We start from the raw sequence: 17,113 nt of genomic DNA, 5'->3' as shown, positions 1-17,113 counted from the left end.
GGCTACGCCCCCGGCACGCCCAGGGCGGCGTCCGTGTCCCGGCCGCCCCAACCGCCGTCCGGGCGGCGCCAGATGACGTGGACGCCGAAGACGTCGCGGACGGTGTCGGCCGACCAGTCCTCGGTGGGCGCTTCGGCGAGCACCAGGTAGAGAGCGGCGGCGGGCGCGGGCAGGGTGTGGTTGATCTCCAGCAGCCGGGTCGCGCCCGAGCGCAGGTCCGGGTAGGAGGAACAGCCGGTGCCGAGCGCCTCGTAGAGGAAGAGGCCCTGCCCGGTGACACAGGCGACGTCGACGACCGGCGAGTCGGTCGGCTGGAAGTCGGCCCAGAGCAGGGCCGACTTCAGCGCGTACCGGACCGCCTCGTGCTTCTTGCAGCCGCGGTCGGCCTCGGCGGACGCCTCCAGCATGCGGAGGAAGCCCTCCTTCGTGGCCGGGGCGGGTGCGGCGGGGGTGCTGACCGCGGGGACCATCGGGCTGTCGTCCTCCTGCTCGGGGTGGGGCTGGTCTCGGCGGGGGTGGTCTCGGAGGGGGCGGTGTCGGCGGGGGCGGTCTCGGTGAGGGCGGTCTCGGTGAGGGTGGTTGAGGCCGAGGTGGCAGGGGTGAAGCGGGCCCGGAGCCTCTCGCGGGCTTCGGCCAGGCGCTCCGTCCAGCCCGACGCCGTGAGCTCCGCCCGGAGCCGGACGAGGTCCAGGGCGCCCTCCTTCAGCGCGCGGTTGGTCGTCGCGGCGAGGTCGCGCAGAGCGCCCAGCGCGTCCCGGTCGGGGGAGCCGAGCAGGTGGAACACGTCGACCCAGTCGGCCTGGTCCCGCCGCAGCACGCGGTTGGCCATGCCCTGCAACTCGGAGAGGTGGACGCGGGCGTCCGGGACGTCCCCGTCCCTCCCGGCCAGCTCACCGAGCACGTCCAGCGCCGCGACGTAGCGCCCCGCCATCCGCTCGGAGACCGGGGACCGGCCCCGCTGGTCGGCGGTGAGGACGGTCTGGGTGGTCTCGTTCGCGAACACCCAGCAGTCCAGCTTCTCGCCCAGCCGCGGCGGCACCGAGCCGTGCCGGACGGTGAGGACGACGGGCCGGTCGATCCCGGGGGAGAGGGGCTTGACCCGGTAGCGGCCCCCGGGTGCGCGGCCGACGACCTCGACCCTGACGTCCGCGCCGATCCGGGGGAGGGGGCCGGTGGCCTTCTCCGTCGGAACGGCCTGCTGGGGCTCGGGCCGGGGTGCGGCCTGCGGATCGGCCTGGGGCGCGGCCTGGAGATCGGCCTGGGGTGCGGTCGGGCCGGGGGCGGTGAGCGCCTCCGGCAGCGGAGCGGTGTGGAGCACGGTGAGGCTCTGGGTGCTGCGGGTCAGGGCCACGTACAGCTGCCGCAGCCCGGCCGGACCGCGATCGGCGATGGTGGCCGGCTCGACGACCAGGACGTGGTCGTACTCCATGCCCTTGGCCTGGGCGGCGGCCAGGACGGACACCGACTCGCGGCCCCCGGTGCCGCCCGTGCCGTCGGCCGGGGCGCCGCTTCGGTTGAGCCGGCGGTCGATCTCGTCGAGCCAGTTCGAGTCGTCGGGGACGATGACGGCCACGGAACGGGGGGTGTGACCGTCGTCGGTGCCCACCAGGCGGGCCACCTGGGCGACGGTGTCGTCGAGTAGCCGCCACGGGTCGGTCGCCACCGTCCGCACCGCGTCCGGGCCCACCGAGCGGACGGCCTGGGGAGACTCCAGCGTCGGTGCGACCGCCTGCGCTAGGGGCGCGACGAACCGCATGATCTCGACGGGAACGCGGTAGCTGGTCTCCAGCCGGGCGATGCGCCAGTCGCCGTCGTCGGAGAGGATCGCGCCGAGCTGCTCCCACGTCGCCGGGATGTGCGGCCCGGTCGCCTGCGCGAGGTCGCCCAGGACGGTCATGGAGCCGTTGACGGCGCAGCGCCGCCGCAGGGTGCGGGCCTGCATGGGCGTCAGGTCCTGGGCCTCGTCGATCACGATGTGCCCGTAACGCCTCGGGGTCTCCCCGCTGATGAGCATCCGGAGCTCTTCGAGGCAGACCTGGTCGTCGAGGGTCCAGGGTTCGGCACCGGCGGTGGCGGCGCGGGCCCTGAGCAGCACCGCCTGCTCGTCCGCGTCGAGGACGCCGTCGGCGCAGGCGGCCAGGAGGTCGGGCGAGTCGTAGAGGGTGCGCAGCGCCTCCCGGGCGCCCGGTGACGGCCAGACGCGGTCCACGAGTCGCTCGACCCGGCGGTTGCGCTCCAGGTCGCGGCGGACCGAGTCGGCCTGCCGGCGCCGCGGTGCGACGTCCGAGAGCTCCTTCAGCAGACGGTCCACGAGCAGGCCCCGGAAGCGGTCGCGGCGCTCCCGGTAGGGGCCGTCGCCGGTGTGGGCCCGGGCGAGCAGGGCGAGGACCTCGGACCGCGGCACGCGCAGCGTCGTGCTGCCGGCGGTCACGACGACCGTGGGCTCGTCGCCCTCGAAGGAGGGGGCTTCGGTGAGGTCGTCCAGCGCCTCGGGACGGTACTCGCGCTCGACGCGCCGCCGCAGGACGGCCGCCATCCGCTCGTCCGACTTCACCGTCCTGGCCCGCGGGGAGTCCGTGCCGAGCACCTCGCCGTCCCACAGGCGGTTCAGCTGGACGGCGTTGACGTCCCGGGTGCCGAGGGTGGGGAGGACCTGGCCGACGTAGTCGAGGAACCGCTGGTGGGGGCCGATGACCAGGATGTCCTGGGCCTTGAAGTGGGCGTTGTCGACGAGCCAGGTCACCCGGTGGAGGCCGACGGCGGACTTGCCGGTGCCGGGGCCGCCCTGGATGACCAGGACGTCCGAGGGGGAGCCGGTGACCAGGGCCATCTGGTCGCGCCGGATGGTCTCGACGATGTCCCGCATCCGGCCGTTGCGCGAGCGCTGGAGTTCGCGCAACAGGAAGTCGTCCGGCCGGAGTTCCGGGCGGCGTTCCGGACGGGGCGGGGCGGGGGCGTCGGCCTGGTCCTTCGCCGCGGGGTGGGGGCCGCGCTGGCCGCGGTGCTCGGTGGCCTGCCGGGGGACCGGCCGGGGAGTGGGGCGGGGCGTGGGTCGCGGGGTCGGACGGGGTACGGGCCGGGGCTCGGTGGCCGCCTCGGGGGACGCTTCGGCAACCGCCTCGGGGGCGGGTGCGGGGAGCGCGTCGGGCATCGGTGCGAAGGCCGACGGGGCGATCTCGTCGAAGTAGTCCTTGACGATGTGCCGCACGCACCGCAGCCGGCGTCGCAGGGAGACCTCGCCCGGAGACTCGGGCAGGGCCTCCGCCCACCGCTTCGCCAGCGGACTCGACCAGAGCACCACCACCGGATCGCGCGCGTCGTCCCGTACGCCCCGGCGCCCGATGTACCAGGGGCGCGGCTTGCCGCCGGGGTCCTCCGGGGCGTCGACCCGGGCGAAGACCAGGGCTTCGTCGTTGAGCCCGTCGTACGCCGCGGCCCGGGCCTCCGCCTCCGCCCGGTTGGCGATCCCGTCCTTGCCACTCGCCGATGCCTCGGCCGTCGACGATCCGCTCAGCTCACCGAGCCGCGCGGCGTAGCAGCGGTAGGCGTGGTTCACCGCGTGCTGTTCGACAGCCAGGACCTGGTCCCGAGTGGTCGTGCCCATGTGCGTCCTCCCTGCGGTGCCCGGGGCGCCGCTGCGGGCCTGCGTCACGGGCCTGCGTCCGTGCGTGGTGAAACAACTACCAGAGAGCGGGCGGTGACGAACAGACGGAACTGGCGTTCCCCGGGCGGGGGTTCGGGGCCGGCTCGTCGGGGGGCCCGGAGGGCGGTCGGGCGGTCGGGCGAGCGTCCGACGGGTCGTGGGGCGGGTGGTCGGGCGAGCGCCGGACGGGTCGTCGGGCGGGTGGTCGGTCGGGCGTCGGGCGGGGTGCCCGTGGGCTTCGCGGGGCGGTGGTGGTGACGGTGGCGGTGGCGGTCGAGGTCCTCCCTCGATCGGGGGAGGAGCGGGACCGGAAGGGCGGTGATACTGGCGAACATGATCAAGGGACTGCGGCCGCTGCTGCGCGGGTCGACGTATACGGGTGTGCTGTTCGCGGTGGTCGGGGCGTTGGCCGGGCTGCCGGTCGCGATGCTGGCGCTCGGACTGACGCTGGGGCTGGACGGCCGGCCGGAGGCGGCCTGGGCGGCGCTGCCGGTGTGGGTGGTGCTGCTCGGGGTGGCCGGGCTGCCCCGGGTGGTGCGCCGGGTGCTGGCGGCGGGGGCGCGGCGGCTGCTGGGCGTCGCGGTGCCCGACCCGGTGAAGGGGGCCGCGACGGAGCGGTGGCGGACGCCGGCGTTCGTGGTGGTGCACGTGCTGCTGGGGTGGCTGGTGCTGGTCGGCGGCAGCACGCTGCTGGCGATGGGCGTGACGCTGCCCGGACGCTGGGCGGCGGGCGAGGCGCGGGTGAGCCTCTTCGGCTGGGCCACGGAGCTGACGGGCATCTGGGCCTGGATCGTGGGGGTGTTCTGCCTGCTGCTCGCGGCGACGCTGTTCGCGGTGGTGTCGGGCGCGCTGCGGTGGCTGGCGCCGCGACTGCTCGGGCCCTCGCCGGCCGAGCGGCTCGCGATGGCCGCCGAGCGGGAGCGGCTGCTGGCCGAACGCAACCGGCTGGCACACGAGTTGCACGACTCGATCGGGCACACCCTGACCGCCGCCACCATCCAGGCGGCCGTCGCGGGCGAGGTGCTGGCCGCCGACCCGGCCGCGGCCAGGGCCGCCATGCGCAGCATCGAGGAGTCCACCCGGGCCGCGCTGGAGGACCTCGACTACGTGCTGGGCGCGCTGCGCGAGGAGCAGTCGGGCACCGCGCCGACCCGCACCCTCGCCGACCTGCCCGAACTGGTCGACCGGCTGCGGCACGCGGGCGCGGTCGTGGTGCCGCGGACCTCCGGGGACCTGGCGCGGGTGCAGGGCACGCTCTCCCGGGCCGCCTACCGGATCGTCCAAGAGGGGCTGACCAACGCGCTGCGGCACGGCGCGGGCGGGCCGATCGAGCTGCGGGTGGCGGCGGGGCCGGAGGAGCTGGAGCTGAGCGTGGTCAACGGAGTGGGCGGCGGTCCGGGCGGTGCGGCCGGTGCGGCGGGGTCCGAGGCGGGCGGCTTCCCGACCTCGGGGCACGGGCTGCCCGGCCTGGCCGAGCGGGTGCGGCTGCTGCACGGCGAGTTCGAGGCCGGGCCGTACGGCGAGGGGCAGTGGCGGCTGGCGGTCAGGCTGCCGATGCGGTGGACGGCGTGAGCGGCGTGAGCGGCGCCGATCCGGGTACGCCCGACGTCACCCTCCTGATCGCCGACGACGACCCCGTCACCCGCAGCGGGCTGGGCACCCTGTTGGGCGCCCAGCCGGGCATCACGGTGGTCGGGACGGCCGCCGACGGGGTCGACGTGGTCGAGCGGGCACGGCTGTTGCGGCCCGACGTGGTGCTGATGGACGTGCGGATGCCGCGCCGCAACGGGATCGAGGCGACCCGCGAACTGCTGCGAGAGCACGGCCCGGTGGGCGAGCGCGGCCCGGGGGAGCATCGCCAGTCGGGGGAGCCTGGCTCGTCGGGGGAGCCCGGTGGGCCTCCCAAGGTCGTGGTGATCACCACCTTCGAGAACGACGGCTACGTCACCGCCGCGCTGAGCGCCGGAGCCTGCGGCTTCGTGCTCAAGCGGCTGCCCGTCCCGCAGATCGCCGAGGCGGTGCGGGTGGTGGCGGCCGGGGAGGCGGTGCTGTTCCCCGCCGCGCTGCGCCGGATGGTCGCGCCCCGGCCGCTGGACTCGGCCGAGGCGCTGCCCCGGGCGGGGCTGACCGGGCGGGAGGAGGGGGTGCTGCGGCTGATGGCGACCGGACTGTCCAACCCGGAGATCGCGCAGGCGCTCGCGGTGAGCCAGGAGACGGTCAAGACGCACGTGGGGAACGTGCTGAGCAAGCTCGGCGCGCAGAACCGGACCCACGCGGTGGTGATCGCGTACGAGAGCGGGCTGGTGGTGCCGGGCCTGCTGGGGGCCTGACCGGCCCCCGGCAGGGCTCACGGCCGCGGGCCTGACCGGCCCCCGGCGGGGCTCACGGCCTCGGGTCGATCGGGGTGAGGGTGCCGAGGCGGTCCTCGACGGCCTGGGCGGCGGTCAGGCAGAGGTCCTCCCGGAAGGCCCGGCCGATGAGCTGGACGCCGGTCGGCAGGCCGTCCGCGTCGAGACCGGTGGGGACGGCGACGGCCGGGACACCGACGAGGCTGGTCACCGAGCAGAGCCGCATGGCCGAGGCGACCCGGTCACGGCCCGCCTGGTCCCGCGACTCCAGGCCGGGCTCGACCGGCGGCTCGGTGAACACCGGGCCCAGCACCAGCGGGTACTCGTGCAGGAACTCCGCCCAGGATCGGCGGATGCCCATCCGGGCGCTCATCAGCCGGACCAGGCCGGCGACGTCCGCGGGCGGGGCGCTGCGCATCGTCAGCTCGATGTAGCGGTCGCCGCCCTCGCCCAGCAGCTGCCGGACGGCGGGCCAGGTCGGTGCGAACTCGCTGACGGGGAGGCGGTGGTAGGTCTCGTACGCCTCGTCCAGCCTCGGGACGTCGGGGATCTCCCGGACGTCGTACCCGGCGTCGCGCAGTGCGTCGGCGGCGGTCTCGACGGCGCGGCGGACGGCGGGGTGGACGCCCCGGCCGCCCGGGTCGGTGACGACGGCGACCCTGATCGGGCCGTCGAGCGGCTCTCCGTACAGCGGGACGGGCACGGCGCGCGGGTCGCGGATGTCGGTGCCCGCCAGCGTCTCGTAGGCGAGCCGCAGGTCGGCGACCGTACGGGCCAACGGGCCGTCGGTGACCAGCACCTGGGAGGCCGGGCCGGGGTCGTCCGGCCCGATCAGGCGCTGGTCGGTGGGGAAGCGGCCGAGGGTCGGCTGGAGGGCGGCGACGCCGCAGAACGAGGCCGGGACGCGGACCGAGCCGCCGGAGTCGTTGCCGAGCCCGAGCGGGGCCATCCCGGCGGCGACGGCCGCGCCGTCCCCGCCGCTGGAGCCGCCGGGGGTGCGGCTCGCGTCCCACGGGTTGCGGGTGTCGCCGTACAGCTCGCTGCGGGTGTGCATCCCGGCGACGATCAGGGTCGGCATGTTGCTGTGGCCGATCGGGATGGCCCCCGCCGCGCGCAGCCGGGCCACCGGGACGGCGTCGGTGGTGGCGACGTGGTCGCGGAAGTGCGGGGCGCCGAAGGTGGTGGGCACGCCGGCGATCGGGGTGCACTCCTTCACGGTGAACGGCACGCCCGCGAGCGGGCCCAGTTCCTCGCCCGCGGCCCGGCGGCGGTCGGTGTCCCGGGCGGCCTCGCGGGCCCGGTCGGCGAGGAGCTGGGTGACGGCGTTCAGGTCGGGGTTGACCTCGGCGATCCGGGCCAGGTGGCTGTCCACCACGTCCAGTGCCGACGCCTCGCCCGTGCGCACGGCGGCGGCGAGTTCGGTGGCGGGCCTGCTCCACAGGGGCATGGGGGTAATCCTCCGACTTTCGACGTTCCGATGCGGTCGCATCGGTTACCGCACTCTAGCCCGGGAACCGATACGCTTGCATCGGAATAAGTCCGAGACCGGATGACGTGCGGAGGAGACCGGAGATGCCCAAGCAGGTGGACCACGAGGACCGGCGCCGGCGGATCGCCGAGGCCGTCTGCCTGCTGGTGGACGAGCACGGGCTGGAGGGCGTCAGCCTGCGGGACGTCGCCACCCGGGCGGAGGTCTCGATGGGGGCCGTCCAGCGCTGCTTCCACACCAAGGAGGAGATGCTCCTGTTCGCGCTCACCCACGTCGGCGAGCGGGTCGCCGAGCGGGTGCGCGGCCGGCTCACGGCCGGACCGGCGCAGTCGGCGGCCAGCGAACTCGGGCTGGTGGCCGGTGAGGTGGCGCTGCTGCGGGAGGAACACCGGGCCGAGGCCAGGATCTGGCTCGCCTTCGTCGCCGGAGCCGCCGTCAACCCGGCGCTGGCGGCGACCCTGCGGAGCAGCTACGCGGCGCTGGAGGAGCTGATGGTGCGGCTGGTCGCCGAGGCCGCCGGCGCGGCGGTGGTCGGCGGGTCGGCGCTGGGTGGGGAGACGGCGGGCGCGGCGGTGGTCGCGCGGACCGAGGCCCGGACGCTGCTCGCCCTGGCCGACGGGCTCACCGCGCACGTCCTGGTCGGGCACCGGACGGTGGCGGAGGCGGAGGAGGTCCTGCACGCGCACCTGGCCGGGCTCTGGGCGCGCTGCTGAGACGGGGGCGGGGTCCGTCAGCCGTACCAGATCCGCGCAGATGAGATGATCAACGGCCGGTGGCCCGGGACGCTCGGGACGGTCGGCAGCGGGGAGGGCGGGATGGCGGGCACGACGGGACGTTTCACCGACCCCGGGGTCAAGCTGCACCACTTCGCCGACGAGGTGCTCGTCCGCTGCCCGGAGTGCGGGGGCTGCGCCCTCGTCCTCGCGCGGCTCGGCGACGAGTGCGAGCACCGGTGGATCGGCGACCGGGAGCACACCCGTCGACGGCTGCGGTGCGGCTGCGGGCACGCCGTGGACGCGTTCCCGGGCTCGCGGGCGTTCGGCGGGCCCGCCGACCCGTACTTCCGGCTGCCGCTCTGGCTGGACGCGGAGTGCCGGGGGCGGCGGCTGTGGGCGTACAACCCCGCGCACCTCGACCTGCTGGAGGGCTACGTCGGGGCCGGTCTGCGCGAGCGCGCCACGGCGCCTGCCTCGATGACGCTGCTCGCACGGCTGCCCGCCTGGGTGAAGTCGGCCAAGCACCGGGACGACGTCCTGCGGACGGTCCGGCGGCTGCGCGCCACCGTCCCGCCGGGGCTGTCCGCGGCCGGCTGACGAGTGTCGGCTGCCGGTCGTCGGGCCCGCTCTCCGAATGCCGCCACCCTTTCGAACCGTCGCCCGCCGTTGGCGCCCCGGTCGCCGTCCAGTCCGTGGATGGTCGGCGAAGGCGGCGGCCGGGTGGGGCAGGATCGGGCCCGACGTCACCGGAGACACCGGTCGGACACTCGTGTTGGGAGAGCCTGCCGTGACCGCTGTGGAGATCCCGGGGTCCAAGTCCATCACCGCCCGGGCGCTGTTCCTGGCCGCCGCCGCCGAGGGCGTGACCACCCTGCGCCGGCCGCTGACCTCGGACGACACCGAGGGCTTCGCGCAGGGACTGGACACCCTCGGGTACCGGATCGAGCGGACGCCGCGGTCGTGGCGGGTGGAGGGCCGCCCGGCCGGGCCCGCCGTACCGGGCGCCGAGGTGTACTGCCGGGACGGCGCCACCACCGCGCGCTTCCTGCCCACCCTCGCCGCCGCGGGCCACGGCACCTACCGCTTCGACGCCTCCGCCCAGATGCGCCGCCGCCCGGTCGCCCCGCTCACCCGGGCACTGCGCGAGCTGGGCGTGGACCTGCGGCACGAGGAGGCCGAGGGGCACCACCCGCTGACGGTCGTCGCCGACGGCGTCCGCGGCGGTGAACTCACCCTGGACGCCGGGCAGTCCTCGCAGTACCTGACCGCCCTGCTGCTGCTCGGCCCGCTCACCCGGGACGGCCTGCGGATCACCGTCACCCGGCTGGTCTCGGCCCCGTACGTCGACATCACCGTGGCGATGATGCGCTCCTTCGGCGTCGAGGTGAAGCGGGAGCCGACCCCCGCCGGCGAGGTGTTCGAGGTGCCCTCCGGCGGCTACCGGGCCGCCGACTACCCGATCGAGCCGGACGCCTCCACGGCGAGCTACTTCTTCGCCGCGGCCGCCCTGGCCGGCCGCGAGGTCACCGTGCCCGGCCTCGGCCGGGACGCGCTCCAGGGCGACCTGCGCTTCGTCGACGTGCTGCGGCGGATGGGCGCCCGGGTGGACGTCGGCGGCGACCGCACGACGGTGGCCGGCGACGGCCCGCTCGGCGGGATCACCGTCAACATGCGGGACATCTCCGACACCATGCCCACGCTCGCCGCCATCGCCCCGTTCGCCACCGGGCCGGTGCGGATCGAGGACGTCCACAACACCCGGGTCAAGGAGTGCGACCGACTGGAGGCCTGCGCCGACAACCTGCGGGCCATGGGCATCACCGTGGCCACCGGAGACGACTGGATCGAGATCCGGCCCGGCACACCGCGCCCGGTCGAGATCGCCACCCACTCCGACCACCGGATCGTCATGTCCTTCGCCGTCACCTCGCTGCGCACGCCCGGCATCACCTTCGACGACCCGGGCTGCGTGCGGAAGACCTTCCCGGGCTTCCACGAGGTCTTCGCCGAACTGCGCGCCGGCTGGGGCGTCTGACCCGGTCCGCGGCGGGCGCCGCCCGGCGCCTCCGGAATCCCGGTTGCCAGCCGGCGGGCCGGGCGGCGAGGATTCCGTTCGTGTCCGAGACGGTGTTCGAGACGGTGTCCGACGGGCCCGGGCTGCGGCCCTACCCCAAGATCGCCGCCCGCGGCCGCTCCGGCGGGCCCGGCAGCCGGGAGTGGACCGCGGCGGAGAAGGTGCACGGGGCGCACTTCGCGGTGGTCTGCGAAGGCGGCTCGGTGCGGGCCGCGAAGCGGCGCGAACTGCTGGACGACGAGGGGTTGGACGGCTTCTTCGGCGTGAGCCGGATCTGGCCCGAACTCTCCGTCGCGGCAGCCCGGTTCGCCGCCGCCGTGCGCGGAGCCAGCGGCCCCGACGCCGTGGTGACGATCTACGGCGAACTGGCCGGCGGCCGCTACCCGCACCCCGAGGTGCCCGCCGCCCCCGGCGTCGACCCGGTCCAGACCGGCGTCTGGTACGCCCCCGGCCTGCGCTGGCTGCCGTTCGACGCCACCGTCGAGACACCCGAAGGCCGTTGGTGGATCGCCGACCGCACCCTGCGCACGGCCGCGCGGGCCGCCGGACTCACCTGCGTGCCCCTGCTCGGACACGGACCTCTGAACACCCTGCACGACCTCCCGGCGCGCTACCCCACCCGGGTGTCCGCCCTGTTCGGCCTGCCCGAGCTGCCCGACAACCTCGCCGAGGGGTACGTCCTCAAGCCGGCCGGCGAGTGGCACGAGTCCGGCCCGGCCCGTCCCCTGGTGAAGGTGAAGCAGCAGGCCTTCGCCGAGGACGACCGCTACGACGGCGCCCGCCCGTACCTCCCCCCGCCCGAGGGTGCGGCCGGCGTCCCCGCCTGGCTCCTCGTCCAGGCCTCCGTCCTGCTCACCCCCACCCGCGCGGCGGCCGCCGTCAGCAAACTGGGCCCGCGCACGGCCGCGGAGGCCGTGGCGGAGGAGATCGCGGCGGACGTGGCCGACGAACTCGCCGATGCCGTTGGCGGGTTGGAGCCCGCCGTGCTGGCCGCACTGCGTCAGGCCCTGGAACCCGGCGCTCGCTCGCTGGCATCCTTCGACGCGCAGGACCGGCGTAACTCCTGACGGCGGGGGAACGGAAGTGGCCCGGGCGAGAAGGCGGCTGTCGTGAGCCGAGGTGCGAGGGTCGTGTGCGGGAGGCTTCCAAGTCCGGTGGGCGGGGCCCATCATGGGCTCCCGGTCCCGGTGGGACCGCCCCGACACCGCCCTGGCCCCGTTTCCCGGGCCGCCCTCAGGAGGCAGAAGAGATGACGATCCCACCCGCCGTTCGGATCCAGGCCGCCGCCGTCCGGGCCCTGTACGCCCTGCCGGAAGGGCTGCGACGGGGGATCGCGGGCAAGCCGGTGGTGCGCGACGGGCAGCGGCTCGCGCCGGACGCGCAGGTGATGCTGAAGCTCCAGCGGCTGTCCGGAGTGGCGCTGGTGATGCCTGGCGGGGTCGGGGCGTCGCGGGCCGCGATGGAGCACTCGCGGCACCTGGTGGGCGGGCCGACGGATCGTACGGTGGCCGCGCGGAGCGTCGGCATCCCGCAGGAGCACGGCGAGTCGGCCGCGACGCTGTACACCCCGGACGGGCTGGCGGCGGGCTCCGGCCTGCTGGTCCTCCTGCACGGCGGGGGCTGGGTGATCGGCAGTCGGGCCAGCCACGACCACGTCGCCCGCTTCCTCGCCCGGCGGGCGGGGGTGCGGGTGCTGTCGGTGGAGTACCGACTGGCGCCCGAGCACCCGTTCCCGGCGGCGGCCGAGGACGCGGTGGCCGCGTTCGACTACGCCTGCGCCAAGGCGGCCGACCTGGGTGCGGACCCGGAGCGGATCGCGGTCGGCGGGGACAGCGCGGGCGGCAACCTGGCCGCCGTCGTCGCCCAGCAGGCCGTCCGGCGGGGCGGCCCCGCGCCGGCGTTCCAACTGCTGCTCTACCCGGCGACCGACGCCTCGACCCGGCGCCCCTCGCGCGGGCTGTTCGCCGACGGGTTCCTCCTGACCAGCGCGGACATGGACTGGTTCGCCGACCGGTACGCGCCCGCGCCCGCCGACCGCACCGATCCGCGGCTGTCGCCGCTGCTCGCCGAGGACCTGACCGGGCTGCCGCCCGCGTACATCGGCACCGCGGGCTTCGACCCGCTGCGCGACGAGGGCGAGGCGTACGCGCGGGCGCTGAAGGAGGCCGGGGTCGAGGTGCGGCTGAGCCGGCAGTCGGACCTCATCCACGGGTACGTCAACTACCTCGGCCTCGGCGGGCGCTTCCGGGAGGCGGCCGCCGAGGCGGCGGAGGCGCTGCGGCAGGCGATCGGCGGGTAGCGAACAGGCGTACGGCCGAGGGCGGGCCGTGGGGGAGGGCCCGCCCTTCGCCGTGCCGTGGGGAGGGGTGGGGGTGGGCCGTGCCGTGGCGGGCAGTGCGTGCAGGGGGCGTGAGCCGACGCTCGCGCGCCGGGTCGTTGCCGCACAGGGGGTTCTCGGCGCCCGGCTCTTATTGTACTGTCCGTCTAATAAGCGGGTGAGCGGGAGCCCGCGGCGGAACAGGCACCTGGAGGCAGCCATGGCGCTCAGCTGGCACGCGGGGCACGGCCACACCACGGCCGACGACGACGTCTCGAAGCGGCTGCTGGAGTCGGCCGCCACCCTCTCCTTCGACCCCTCGGCCGAGATCGACTGGGACGCCCCTCTCCCGGACGAGCACTACGGCCTCAACCCGGAGTGGAGCACCCTCTACGGCACCCGGCTGTGGGACGAGATGACCGAGCGGCAGCGGGTCACGCTCACCCGGCACGAGGTCTGCTCGATCATGAACACCGGCATCTGGTTCGAGATGATCCTCCAGCAGATGGTGCTGCGCGACCAGTACCTCAAGAACCCCGCCAGCGCCGAGTTCCAGTTCGCGCTCACCGAGATCGCCGACGAGTGCCGCCACTCGATCATGTTCGCCCGGGCCTGCGAGAAGATGGGCGTCCCCGCCTACCGCCCGCACAAGCTGATCGCCCAGGCCGGACGCGCCTTCAAGGCGCTCGCCAAGGGCGAACTCGCCTACGGCGGCATCCTGGTGGCCGAAGAGGTGCTCGACGTCATGCAGCGCGACTGGATGCGCGGCGAGAACGTCCTGGAGATCGTCCGCGGTACCTCCCGGATCCACGTGGTCGAGGAGTCCCGGCACATGAAGTTCGCCCGGCAGGAGATCCGCGAGCGGATGCGCCACGCGAGCCTGGCCCGCCGGCGCACCTCGGCCACCGGTATCGCCGTGGGCGCGTACGTCATCGTCACCAGCATGGTGCACCCGGGCGTGTACAAGGCCGCCGGGCTCGACGTCCCGCGGGCGCTCGCCGAGGTACGGGCCAACGAGCACCGCAAGGCGATGATGCGCACCAGCTCCCGGCACCTGATGGCCTTCCTCGCCGAGACCGGGCTGCTCACCAGCCGCGCGGCGGCCGTCTACCGCCGGGTGCACATGATCTGACGAACCGTCGGATCGCTTTCACCGGATCGTTTCCCGCCCATCGGACACAGCGAGGACCCCACCCCGGCCATGGCCTACGCGATCACCCAGACCTGCTGCAACGACGCCTCGTGCGTGTCCGTCTGCCCGGTCAACTGCATCCACCCGACCCCGGACGAGCCGGAGTTCGGCACCACCGACATGCTCTACATCGACCCGCGGGCGTGCATCGACTGCGGCGCCTGCGCGGACGCCTGCCCGGTGGACGCGGTGTTCCCGGTCGACCGGCTGCGCGGCCCCGACACCGTGTTCGGCGACCTCAACCGGGACTGGTTCCGCGACCACCCCAGCGACCACGCCTGGGGCGCGCCCAGCTTCCCGCGCAGCCTGCCGGGCGAACTCGGCACGCTGCGGATCGCCGTCGTCGGCACCGGCCCGTCCGCCGGGTACACCGCGCAGGAACTGCTGCGCAGCACCAGCGCCGAGATCACCATGATCGACCGGCTGCCCGTCACCGGCGGCCTGCTGCGGCACGGCGTCGCCCCCGACCACCAGTCCACCAAGCGGATCGTGGAGAGCTTCGCGAGCGTCTTCCACGACCCGCGGCTGCGGATGCACCTCAACGTGGAGATCGGCACGGACGTCAGCCACCAGGAACTCGCCGCGCACCACCACGCGGTGGTGTACGCGGTCGGCGCGGCCGCCGACCGCCGGCTCGGCATCCCCGGCGAGGACCTGCCGGGCAGCCTGCCCGCGACCACCTTCGTCGGCTGGTACAACGCCGAACCGACCGTGCCCGCCGAGGCGGTGGAGCTGTCGGCGGCCGAGCGGGTGGTGGTGGTCGGCAACGGCAACGTCGCGGTGGACATCGCCCGCATCCTGCTCACCGACCCCGACCGGCTCGCGGCCACCGACATCGCCGACCACGCGCTGGCCGCGCTGCGCCGCGGCAGGGTCCGGGAGGTCGTGCTGCTCGCCCGGCGCGGTCCGGAGCAGGCCGCGTGGACCAGGGCGGAGTTCCTGGCGCTGCGGCAGCTGCCGGGCGTCGAGGTGGTGGTGGCGGACGACCCGCAGGTGCGGGCGGCGATCGAGCCGGCGGGGGTGGAACCGGGCGCGGGTGCGGGCGCGGGCGCGGGTGCGCCGGGATCGGGCTCGGGCGCGGCGCTGCTCGCCGGGCTGCCGCTGGTGCCGTACGACGGGGCCGCGGCGCCCGCGCCGGGGCGGCGGATCGTGCTGCGGTTCCTGTCGGCGCCGGTCGAGCTGTCCGGGGACGGGCGGGTCGAGGCCCTGACCGTCGAGCGGACCACCCTGGCGGCGGACGGCCGGGTCGAGGGCACCGGGGAGCGGGACGTGCTGCGGGCCGGGCTGGTGGTGCGCTCCATCGGGCACCGGGCAGTCCCGCTCCCCGGGCTGCCGTTCGACGAGCGGGCCGGGACGGTCGCCCACCGGGCCGGGCGGGTGGTCGACCCGGCCACCGGGCGGCCGCTGCCGGGGACGTACGTGGTGGGCTGGGCCAAGCGCGGGCCGTCCGGCGGGATCGGCGCCAACCGGGCCTGCGCGCGGGAGACGGTGGACGCGCTGCTGGACGACGCGACCGCCCGCGCGCTGCCCGTCCCGGAGGCCGACCGCAGGGACTTCGAACGGCTGGTGCGCCGCCGGCGGCCGGACGCGGTCGGGCTGCGGGAGCTGCGGGCGGTGGACCGCGCGGAACGCGAGCGGGGCGAGAGTGAGGGACGGCCCCGGGTGAAGCTCGCCACCGTCCCCGAGCTGCTGGCGGCGGGTCGGCGGCGGTAGCGGGGACCGCCGGGGCCCTGCTGGCGCCGGGGTGCCGGGGTGCCCGGCGTGCCGGGGCCGGGCGGTGCCGTGGCGGCGTGACGTGCGCAGGAAGTCGGGTGGGCCGACTTCCTGCGCACCCGGCCGCTCCCCGCAGAGGGCTGACCTGCGTCGCGCCGGGTTGACGGGAGCGTGACCCGGTACGGCCGGGGGCGTTGGTTGAGCGTGAGTGGTTTTGGGCGGCTGCCGGGGCCGGAGTGGCAACCGGGTGAGGAAACGATCCTGCGCGGCGCCCCGGACCGGCCGCCGGAGGTCCCGCAGGGGGCGGAGGTGTCGCAGGTGTCGCAGGTGTCGCGGGCGCCGGAGGTGCCCGACGCCCCCGACGGGCCGGACGCACCCGATGCACCGGACGCACCCGATGCACCGGAGGTACCGGAGGCGCCCATCTACGCCGAGCTGGCCCGGCGCTGGCAGGCGGAGGGGCGAGCCGTCCCCGGACTGCCCGATCCGGTCTGGGAGTCCCTGGCCGCCCCGGCCAGGGCTCAGCCGGCGGTGTCCGGCTCGGGCCGGAGACCGTTCGAAGGTCCGGCCTGGGGTTCGCCCTGGAGTTCGGAGCGGAGGACCCCGGCGGCGGGCTCGGGGTGGAACCCCGGATAGAACTGCCGCGCCCAGCGGCGGAACAGCCCGATCGAACGCTCCCCGGGCACGAGCCGGGGCTGCGCCAGGTACCGCTTGTGGGCCAGCACCGGCCGGTCCTGCTTGATGATCCGCACCGAGGCCCGCAGCGCCGCCCAGGAAGCAGCCCGGTCGACGGCCCGCGCCGCGCCGACCCCCGGCACCGGCACCGTGGCGGTCACCGCGAACCGCACCCTGGTCCGCCACGGCGCGATTGGCGTCGGCAGCACCCACACCCACAAGGTGCCGCCCACCTGCGGCAGTTCCACCTCCAGCCGGCTCATCCCGAGCCCGGCGAGCGTCACCGGCTGCTCCAGGTTCACCGCGCCCAGCCCCGGGAACCGGGTGGTGGTGCGCTGGTGGACGGTGAACAGCGGGCCGGCCACCTCCGGCGGGGCGGTCTCCCGGGTGTCCAGGCCGTGCAGCACCCGCACGTGCCGGAAGTCGACGCTGTTCTCCATCACCTCCTGGGGGTGGGAGGCCACCTCTCCGCTCCACCACGCCAGCGGCCGCACCCCGAGAGCCGGCGGCAGCTCCCAGGTGGGCGAACCGGTGTCCCGGCCACCGTCCGGTCCGCCGTTCAGCCCGCCGTCAGGGCCGCCGTCAGGGTCGCACCAGACGAACAACGCGCCGTCCCGCTCGCACAGGTCGCGCCGCGCCAGCGAGGCCCGGAACCGGACGCCGTCCGGCGAACCGGTGCACGAGCCGTCCGGGCCGAACGCGAAACCGTGGAACGGGCAGACCAGCTCCTCGCCCCGGACCGTCCCGCCCGCCCCGAAGTGCGCGCCCAGGTGAGGGCAGTGCGGGCCGACCGCGCGGACCGCGCCCCGGCGCGTCCGGTACAGCACCACGTCCTCGCCCATCAGCCGGACGGTGCGCACCCGCCCGGGCGGCAGGTCCCGGGCCCGGCCGACGCAGAACCAGCCGGTGGGGTACGGCAACGGGACGGCGTGCTCGTCCATGCGGA

General features: G+C 75.6%; 13 protein-coding genes. 9 read left to right on the top strand and 4 right to left on the bottom strand.

Annotation, left to right across the window (positions count from 1 at the left end; genetic code table 11):
- Positions 1-2 precede the first annotated feature (2 nt).
- Positions 3-407: a hypothetical protein gene (locus ACGF13_RS24990; protein WP_392878686.1), complete on the bottom strand. Its 405-nt coding sequence runs from the start codon at positions 405-407 to the stop codon at positions 3-5.
- Positions 341-3,604 (bottom strand): HelD family protein, encoded by a 3,264-nt coding sequence (locus ACGF13_RS24985; RefSeq protein WP_392878685.1) that lies wholly within the window; start codon positions 3,602-3,604, stop codon positions 341-343. Before ACGF13_RS24985 ends, ACGF13_RS24990 begins: the two co-directional genes overlap by 67 nt.
- A 372-nt stretch (positions 3,605-3,976) precedes the next feature.
- Between ACGF13_RS24985 and ACGF13_RS24980 the strand changes: the two genes are divergently transcribed.
- Complete coding sequence (locus ACGF13_RS24980) at positions 3,977-5,215, top strand: histidine kinase (protein WP_392878683.1); 1,239 nt, start codon at positions 3,977-3,979, stop codon at positions 5,213-5,215.
- A 5-nt stretch (positions 5,216-5,220) separates the two neighbouring features.
- Entirely contained in the window at positions 5,221-5,973 is a 753-nt protein-coding gene (locus tag ACGF13_RS24975) for a response regulator (RefSeq protein WP_392878868.1), read from the top strand.
- Positions 5,974-6,025: 52 nt separating this feature from the next.
- On the opposite strand, the gene ACGF13_RS24970 is transcribed toward ACGF13_RS24975, so the two are convergent.
- Positions 6,026-7,438, bottom strand: coding sequence for an amidase (locus ACGF13_RS24970; RefSeq protein ID WP_392878681.1), 1,413 nt, complete (start codon positions 7,436-7,438; stop codon positions 6,026-6,028).
- A gap of 125 nt (positions 7,439-7,563) precedes the next feature.
- On the opposite strand from ACGF13_RS24970, the gene ACGF13_RS24965 reads away from it, so the two are divergent.
- The 7 genes from ACGF13_RS24965 to ACGF13_RS24935 all read left to right on the top strand — a co-directional run bounded on the left by ACGF13_RS24965 (position 7,564) and on the right by ACGF13_RS24935 (position 15,492).
- Positions 7,564-8,193, top strand: coding sequence for a TetR/AcrR family transcriptional regulator (locus ACGF13_RS24965; protein ID WP_392878678.1), 630 nt, complete (start codon positions 7,564-7,566; stop codon positions 8,191-8,193).
- Positions 8,194-8,295: 102 nt separating this feature from the next.
- Positions 8,296-8,793: a hypothetical protein gene (locus ACGF13_RS24960; protein WP_392878676.1), complete on the top strand. Its 498-nt coding sequence runs from the start codon at positions 8,296-8,298 to the stop codon at positions 8,791-8,793.
- Positions 8,794-8,983: 190 nt separating this feature from the next.
- A complete protein-coding gene (gene aroA / locus ACGF13_RS24955) occupies positions 8,984-10,231 on the top strand; it encodes a 3-phosphoshikimate 1-carboxyvinyltransferase (RefSeq protein ID WP_392878673.1) in 1,248 nt (415 codons plus the stop codon).
- Between the two features lie 80 nt (positions 10,232-10,311).
- The gene (locus tag ACGF13_RS24950; protein ID WP_392878671.1) at positions 10,312-11,337 is read left to right on the top strand and encodes an RNA ligase family protein; all 1,026 of its coding nucleotides are present in this window, start codon (positions 10,312-10,314) and stop codon (positions 11,335-11,337) included.
- A 182-nt stretch (positions 11,338-11,519) separates the two neighbouring features.
- On the top strand, positions 11,520-12,569 hold the full coding sequence (locus tag ACGF13_RS24945; RefSeq protein WP_392878669.1) for an alpha/beta hydrolase: 1,050 nt from the start codon (positions 11,520-11,522) through the stop codon (positions 12,567-12,569).
- 238 nt (positions 12,570-12,807) lie between these two features.
- Complete coding sequence (locus ACGF13_RS24940) at positions 12,808-13,719, top strand: diiron oxygenase (RefSeq protein WP_392878666.1); 912 nt, start codon at positions 12,808-12,810, stop codon at positions 13,717-13,719.
- Positions 13,720-13,788: 69 nt separating this feature from the next.
- On the top strand, positions 13,789-15,492 hold the full coding sequence (locus ACGF13_RS24935; RefSeq protein ID WP_392878663.1) for an FAD-dependent oxidoreductase: 1,704 nt from the start codon (positions 13,789-13,791) through the stop codon (positions 15,490-15,492).
- A gap of 521 nt (positions 15,493-16,013) precedes the next feature.
- Here the strand turns inward: ACGF13_RS24935 and ACGF13_RS24930 are convergent.
- Positions 16,014-17,108, bottom strand: a complete 1,095-nt coding sequence (locus ACGF13_RS24930; RefSeq protein WP_392878662.1) for an aromatic ring-hydroxylating dioxygenase subunit alpha — start codon at positions 17,106-17,108, stop codon at positions 16,014-16,016.
- Positions 17,109-17,113: the final 5 nt, after the last annotated feature.

The organism is Kitasatospora sp. NPDC048286 (assembly GCF_043201735.1).
Classification (GTDB): domain Bacteria; phylum Actinomycetota; class Actinomycetes; order Streptomycetales; family Streptomycetaceae; genus Kitasatospora.
This window is presented reverse-complemented; position numbering and strand designations above follow the sequence as displayed.